Origin of the sequence: Erysipelatoclostridium sp. An173, assembly GCF_002160495.1 — a bacterium.
GTDB lineage: Bacteria > Bacillota_I > Bacilli_A > Erysipelotrichales > Coprobacillaceae > Thomasclavelia > Thomasclavelia merdavium.
Genome location: NZ_NFKR01000018.1, coordinates 47,698 through 53,931, shown reverse-complemented (window position 1 = coordinate 53,931; position 6,234 = coordinate 47,698). Strand labels below are relative to the sequence as shown.

The 6,234-nt window shown below is 28.9% G+C and carries 7 protein-coding genes; 1 reads left to right on the top strand and 6 read right to left on the bottom strand.

Features of this window, described 5'->3' with window-relative positions; genetic code table 11:
- Nucleotides 1–84: 84 nt before the first annotated feature.
- Nucleotides 85–228, bottom strand: a complete 144-nt coding sequence (locus B5F09_RS08975) for a helix-turn-helix domain-containing protein (RefSeq protein WP_087373708.1) — start codon at nt 226–228, stop codon at nt 85–87.
- Between the two features lie 415 nt (nt 229–643).
- Between B5F09_RS08975 and B5F09_RS08970 the strand changes: the two genes are divergently transcribed.
- Nucleotides 644–1,300 carry a hypothetical protein gene (locus B5F09_RS08970; protein ID WP_239404299.1) on the top strand — a complete coding sequence of 219 codons (657 nt, stop codon included), beginning with the start codon at nt 644–646 and terminating at the stop codon, nt 1,298–1,300.
- A gap of 46 nt (nt 1,301–1,346) precedes the next feature.
- Here the strand turns inward: B5F09_RS08970 and B5F09_RS08965 are convergent, their stop codons facing one another.
- From B5F09_RS08965 to rsmA, 5 genes are all read right to left on the bottom strand, one after another.
- On the bottom strand, nt 1,347–2,303 hold the full coding sequence (locus B5F09_RS08965) for a ribose-phosphate pyrophosphokinase (RefSeq protein ID WP_087298690.1): 957 nt from the start codon (nt 2,301–2,303) through the stop codon (nt 1,347–1,349).
- A 9-nt stretch (nt 2,304–2,312) separates the two neighbouring features.
- Nucleotides 2,313–3,692, bottom strand: a complete 1,380-nt coding sequence (glmU, locus tag B5F09_RS08960; RefSeq protein ID WP_087373706.1) for a bifunctional UDP-N-acetylglucosamine diphosphorylase/glucosamine-1-phosphate N-acetyltransferase GlmU — start codon at nt 3,690–3,692, stop codon at nt 2,313–2,315.
- Nucleotides 3,693–3,797: 105 nt separating this feature from the next.
- Complete coding sequence (gene ispE, locus B5F09_RS08955; protein ID WP_087373704.1) at nt 3,798–4,646, bottom strand: 4-(cytidine 5'-diphospho)-2-C-methyl-D-erythritol kinase; 849 nt, start codon at nt 4,644–4,646, stop codon at nt 3,798–3,800.
- A 4-nt stretch (nt 4,647–4,650) separates the two neighbouring features.
- A complete protein-coding gene (locus tag B5F09_RS08950; protein WP_087373702.1) occupies nt 4,651–5,394 on the bottom strand; it encodes a sporulation peptidase YabG in 744 nt (247 codons plus the stop codon).
- Nucleotides 5,395–5,421: 27 nt separating this feature from the next.
- Nucleotides 5,422–6,228, bottom strand: a complete 807-nt coding sequence (gene rsmA / locus B5F09_RS08945) for a 16S rRNA (adenine(1518)-N(6)/adenine(1519)-N(6))-dimethyltransferase RsmA (RefSeq protein WP_087373700.1) — start codon at nt 6,226–6,228, stop codon at nt 5,422–5,424.
- Nucleotides 6,229–6,234 lie beyond the last annotated feature (6 nt).

Genomic DNA, 6,234 nt, shown 5'->3' with positions numbered 1-6,234 from the left:
ATTTAATATCACAGGTCCATCTTATCGAATCAAAGATAAATTAAATCCTAAAAAAACTGAGAACACTTAATTGCAACAAATTGGTCAAATTATCTTGACTTTTATAACACGACTAATTGTTGATTTGGATATATTCATTTCCTGAGCAATTCTAGTAATCGTATAGCCTTTATCCTTATAATCGTATAAAAAAAGTAAGTATGTTAGTTTTTCTTTTGTTAATTGCATGTCATGCTCCTTTATATAAATTATAGTTAGTTTACGCTAACTATATTACCCTTATTAGTTTAATATTGCAATAATAAATTGTTTCAACTAAACAAAAGAGATAATTTTTTTCAATTAAATATAAACTTTTTTAGCAAAATAGATATGATTAGCGTATATAACAACTTTAAAACATTAATAATTAACGTGATAAACATTAAAAAGTATGTTATCCTTAAAAGAGAACAATAAAATAATCCATTTATTATTTCAACTAAATTAAACCAAAAAAGCTATCATAGCTGTTAAAATAGGTTAATGACTTACCATAATTAATACCTTGCAAAATCATCAAAGATGATATAAACCATACATTATCTATTTAAATAAGTTGAAAATCCATCATTAAAAACATATTATACGAGGAGATGGGCAGATGAAAAAAACAAGTAGCAAATTAGTATTTTATTTAATGACCGGTATTTATATTATTACTTTAGCAGGATCATTTATTTATAATTATCTAAATGGTAATCAACAGGCTTTTTATATGGGAATCGTTGCTTGTTTAACACCGTGGCTTTTCCCAGCGCTTATGCACATTTTAAAAATCAAAATGACCGATGAAGTCAAAATATTGAACGTAGTCTTTATCTATTTTGCATCTTTAATTGGTAGCTGTTTAGGTGGCTATCATGTCGCATATTTTGATAAAATTGTTCATTTTTTCAGCGGTATTCTTGCTAGTATTTTTGCTGTTTTTATTTTTACTCTTATTAAAAAGCAAACACATATTAGCAATAAACAGGATTACATTATCTTTTTAATTTTTATTGTTGCTGTTAATTTATCTGTTGCTGTTATATGGGAATTCTATGAATATGGAATGTTAATTTTCTTTAATAATGATTGTATCAATCATTATTCTACTGGAGTTCATGATTCTTTAACTGATATGATCTGTGCTTTCTTGGGTGGGTTAATTGTCCTTGGATATGTTATTTCTTATTATCGTAAAGATAAGCAAAACTGGGTTATCAATATGGTACAGCGTTTCTATAACAAAAATATTGAAACATTTAGTAAATTGTAGAAAAAAGCTATTATTTAATCAATGATTAAATAATAGCTAATTTTTTTTATTTATCAAAATCAAACATTTGGAAAACATCAGAAACCGGTAAGCAGTTTTCAATATTTTCGATTGTTTTAGCTAGTAACCCAGCTACAGAAACGATTTTTAATTTAGAAAACATTTTTTCTTCTGGTAATTTAATTGTATCTGTAACAACTACTTCATCAGCAGATGAGTTTTGTAGTCTTTCAACTGCTGGTCCAGAGAAAACTGGATGCGTACAAGCTACAGAAATTGATTTAGCACCTTTTTCTTTTAACATTTCAATTCCCGCAACAATTGTACCACCTGTATCAATCATATCATCAATCATGATACAGTTTTTACCTGATACATCACCTAATACCCCCATGATTTCTGCTACATTTGGTTTAGGTCTTCTTTTATCAATAATAGCTACTGGTGCATCTAAAGCTACTGCTAATTTACGAGCGCGAGTTGCTCCACCATGATCTGGAGAAACAACACAAATATCTTCCATATTTTTTCTTTTAAAATAATTAGAAATTAATGGTAATGCTTGCATTTCATCAACAGGAATATCAAAGAATCCCTGAATTTGAGCTGCATGTAAGTCAACAGTAACAACACGTGTTACCCCTGCTACCGTTAATAAATCAGCAACTAATTTTGAAGTAATTGGTTGTCTTGGTTTAGCTTTACGATCTTGTCTTGCATATCCAAAATATGGAATAATAGCTGTAATTTCTTTAGCTGAAGCTCTTTTTAAAGCATCAACTAAAACTAAGATTTCCATTAAATTTTCAGTAACTGGATTTGAAGTTGATTGAACAATAAAAACATCTTTTCCACGTACTGATTCATCAATTTCAACCAAAATTTCACCATCTGCAAAATGATGTACTTTACTTTTTCCTACTTTAGTTCCTAATTTTTCTGCAATATCATTAGCTAATTCTTTACTAGCTGATAACGAAAAAACAGTAATTTTGTTCTTCATCTTATTCTCCTATTTTCCTTTTTGATTTCTCTTTTCTTCTAATACCTTAGCGTAACCTTCTTTATTTACTTGTCTTGCTCTAGCGATTGCCATAGCGTCGTCATTAACTTGATCAGTAATTGTTGATCCAGCAGCGACATAAGCATTTGCACCAACTGATACTGGTGCCACTAGATTACTATTACATCCAATAAATGCATTATCACCGATAATAGTTTGATATTTATTTTTACCATCATAATTAGATGTTATAGTTCCACAACCCATGTTAACGTTGCTTCCAACTGTTGCATCGCCAACATATGTTAAATGTGAAGCCTTGCTTCCTTTTCCAAAAACAGCTTTTTTCATTTCTACAAAGTTACCCATATGAGCATTTTCCATAATATGACAATTTGTTCTAAGTCTTGCAAATGGTCCAATATCAACGCCATTTTCAATAATAGAATCAGAAATAACTGAGAATTTAATTTCTACATTATCTTTGATTTCAACATTATCAAATTCACAATAAGGACCTATATGACAATTATTGCCAATCTTTGTTTTACCTTTAATAATACATCCTGGTTCAATTGTTGTATCACTACCGATTTCAACATCAACACCAATATAAGTATTATTAATATCGATAATATTAACACCATTTAATAAATGCTGTTTGTTTACTTTTAACTGTAATGTTTTAGTAGCCTCAGCTAATTCAACGCGATCATTAATACCACCGACTTCAGCTAAATCAGCAATTTTATAACCACCAACTTTTAAGTTGTCGTTATTCATAATTTCGATAACATCAGTAATATAATATTCGTTTTGAGCATTGTTGTTAGTAACTTTTTCTAATGCCTGGAATAAAGCCTGGTTGTCAAAACAGTATTCTCCACAATTCATCTCACTAATTTGAATTTGTTCAGGAGTACAATCTTTAAATTCTACAATACCTTTAACCTGATCGTTTTCACGAATTACACGACCAAATTTTTTATCTAAATCACAATCACAAGTCATAATAGTTCCCTTTAAATGATTATCATTATGATAAGCAATTAAATCTTGTAATGTTTTACTAGTAATAAGTGGAGCATCTCCATTTAAAACAACTGTAGTTCCTTCTTTATTGGCTAAAGCTTCTTTGCATTGCATTAATGCATGTCCAGTTCCTAACTGCTGATGTTGATAAACAATATTGACATCATCTAATAATTTTTCAACTTCATTTGCTTTATGACCAACGATAACATAAATCTCATCTACGCCAACCTGTTTCAATTCATCAACAATATGATTGATCATTGGCTTATACAAAACCTCATGAACAACTTTAGGTTTATCAGATTTCATTCTGGTTCCTTTACCAGCTGCCATTACTACCGCATATATTCTCATTTTCACACCTCTTTTTTCAACAACATAATAACAAAAAATTAACATTAGTTAAAGGAAAAAAGCTAAAAACTAGCGATAAATTGTATCTCTTTTCTAATATTTAGTTTATAATTCATTTAATATTTCAGTTTTTCTGACAAAATAATACTTTCCTCTAAAAAAATTATAGCCATTTTCCAGTATTTCTTCATCACGAGTTAAACCAAAAACAGTCGATCCGCTTCCCGACATTAAAGCTCCATCAAAACCTAATTCCATTAATTCTTTTTTTATTTGTTCAATTTCTGGCACCATATCAATTGAAGGAGCCTCTAATGTATTTTGAAGATTATCAATTACTGTCTGATAATCATTTTCTTCAATTCCTTTGATCATCAACCGACAATCTTGGTGGCTGGCTTTTGTTAAATCAAGACTATTAAAACATTTTTTAGTAGAAACACCTCGTTTAGGTTTTACTAATAATACTTTACAATTAAATGGATGTTCTATAAATTCTAATCGCTCTCCAATTCCTTGAACAAAAGCAATTTTTTGATAAATACAAAATGGAATATCAGCCCCTACTTCTTTACCTAATGATGCCATTTGCTCCAATGTTAAATTTAAATGAAATAATTGATTCATCGCTTTAATTACTGCTGCGCCATCACTGCTTCCTCCAGCCAATCCGGCTTGAGTTGGAATATGTTTATAAACAAAAATCTTAACACCTTTTTTTATCTGATAACGTTCTTTCATCAAAGCGGCCACTTTATACATAATATTCCGATTATCAGTTGGCATAATTTTACTATTTGAAGCTATTTCAATACCACTATCAATAATATTAATATAAATTAAATCATGTAGTGTAATTGGTGCCATTATCATTTCTAATTCATGATAACCATCTTCTCTTTTTCTAATTACATCTAACGCTAAATTAATTTTTGCATATGCTCTTATTTTCATTACTTCACCTACTTGCTGGATAAATTTTACGTGCCACTCCTCTAGTATCAATACCACCAATACCTAATTGCTTATTAGATGTTTTAGCCACAATTTTTTCTAAATCAACATAGTTTTTTATACTTGCATTGGCTATTTGACTAACAACAAATACTGGATCTAAAGCATGAATATTTTTGCGACTAGGACTTGAAGCAAAATTGGCACCGCTAGCTAATAATAATTCATAATATGACTGACAAGCACCTGCAAAAATAATTAAACTATCTTTATCATCTTCATATAAACGTGCTTGTCTAATTGCCTCAACAAAATCTTTTGAATGTAAATAACAATTAATATCATGACGATTACCATTTTTCTTCATCGCATCATGTCCAGTAATAACTAACAAATTAGGGCGATGTTTTTCTAGTAAAGGAATGATTTTTTCTTTAATTTCAGTTTCTTTCATATAATAACCATGAACATTAATATTAAATTCTTTATACTTCTTTAAACACATTTTTAAATAATCTTTATCCCCATCAATGTGTAAAACACTACCTTTTAAACATGGTTTATTTTCAACTAAAATATCATTTTTCTCACTACTAAAATCACTTAACTCCAAATCACTTTCTTCACTATCAGCTATTAAGCGATATTCAATCCCCGTTAAATAATAGATTCCATCTTTTATATCTGTAATGCGAAAACAAATATCTTTTCCATATTTTTTTCGACAAACAATATCACCTATTTTCATCTATAATCACCACTTTATTATATGAAATTAAATAAATTTGGTGATATTTTTAAAATCTTCCAACGCTAATTCTTCACTTCTTTTACTGCTTTCTATCTTAGCATTATCTAAAATCTCCTGGGCATTATCATAATGTTGTTTTAAATTATTTAAAATTGTCTTTCTTCTTTGTTTAAAACAAACCTTTAATACTTCATACAACTTTAAATCAGCTTCTTTTTTTATATCAATAGCAATAACTGCTGAATCAACGTGTGGTGCCGGGATAAAAACGTTTTTACTAACTGTAAATAAATAATCAATTGATCCCATATCTTCAATCATCATCATTAGAGGATTTTTTAATGATCCTGTCATTTTTAAAGCCACTTCTTTTTGAATCATTACAACAATTCTATCAATTTTACAATTACTCAAAAGAACTTTTTCAACAATCGGAGTAGTAATATAATATGGCAAATTAGCAATTAAATATACTTGGTCAAATTCCTCTCTCAAATCTAAAACAACTTTGGCAATATCCTGTTCCATAAAATCACCAAAAATAATATTCAAATTATCAAAATTCAAATAATCACGATAAACTGGTTTAAAACGTTCATCGATTTCAAAGCTAATTACTTTGCCACTTTGTAAAGCTAATCTTTGTGTTAATGCCCCTATTCCTGGACCAACTTCGATAACTGCTGTTTTTTTATTGATATCCACACTTGTTATGATCTTATCAATAATATTGATATCGATTAAAAAGTTTTGACCAAATTTCTTTAATGCTCCTAATTGATATTTTTCTAATATTTCTTTTGTTGTAGCTATAGTTGCAATATCTTTCATTTTTAC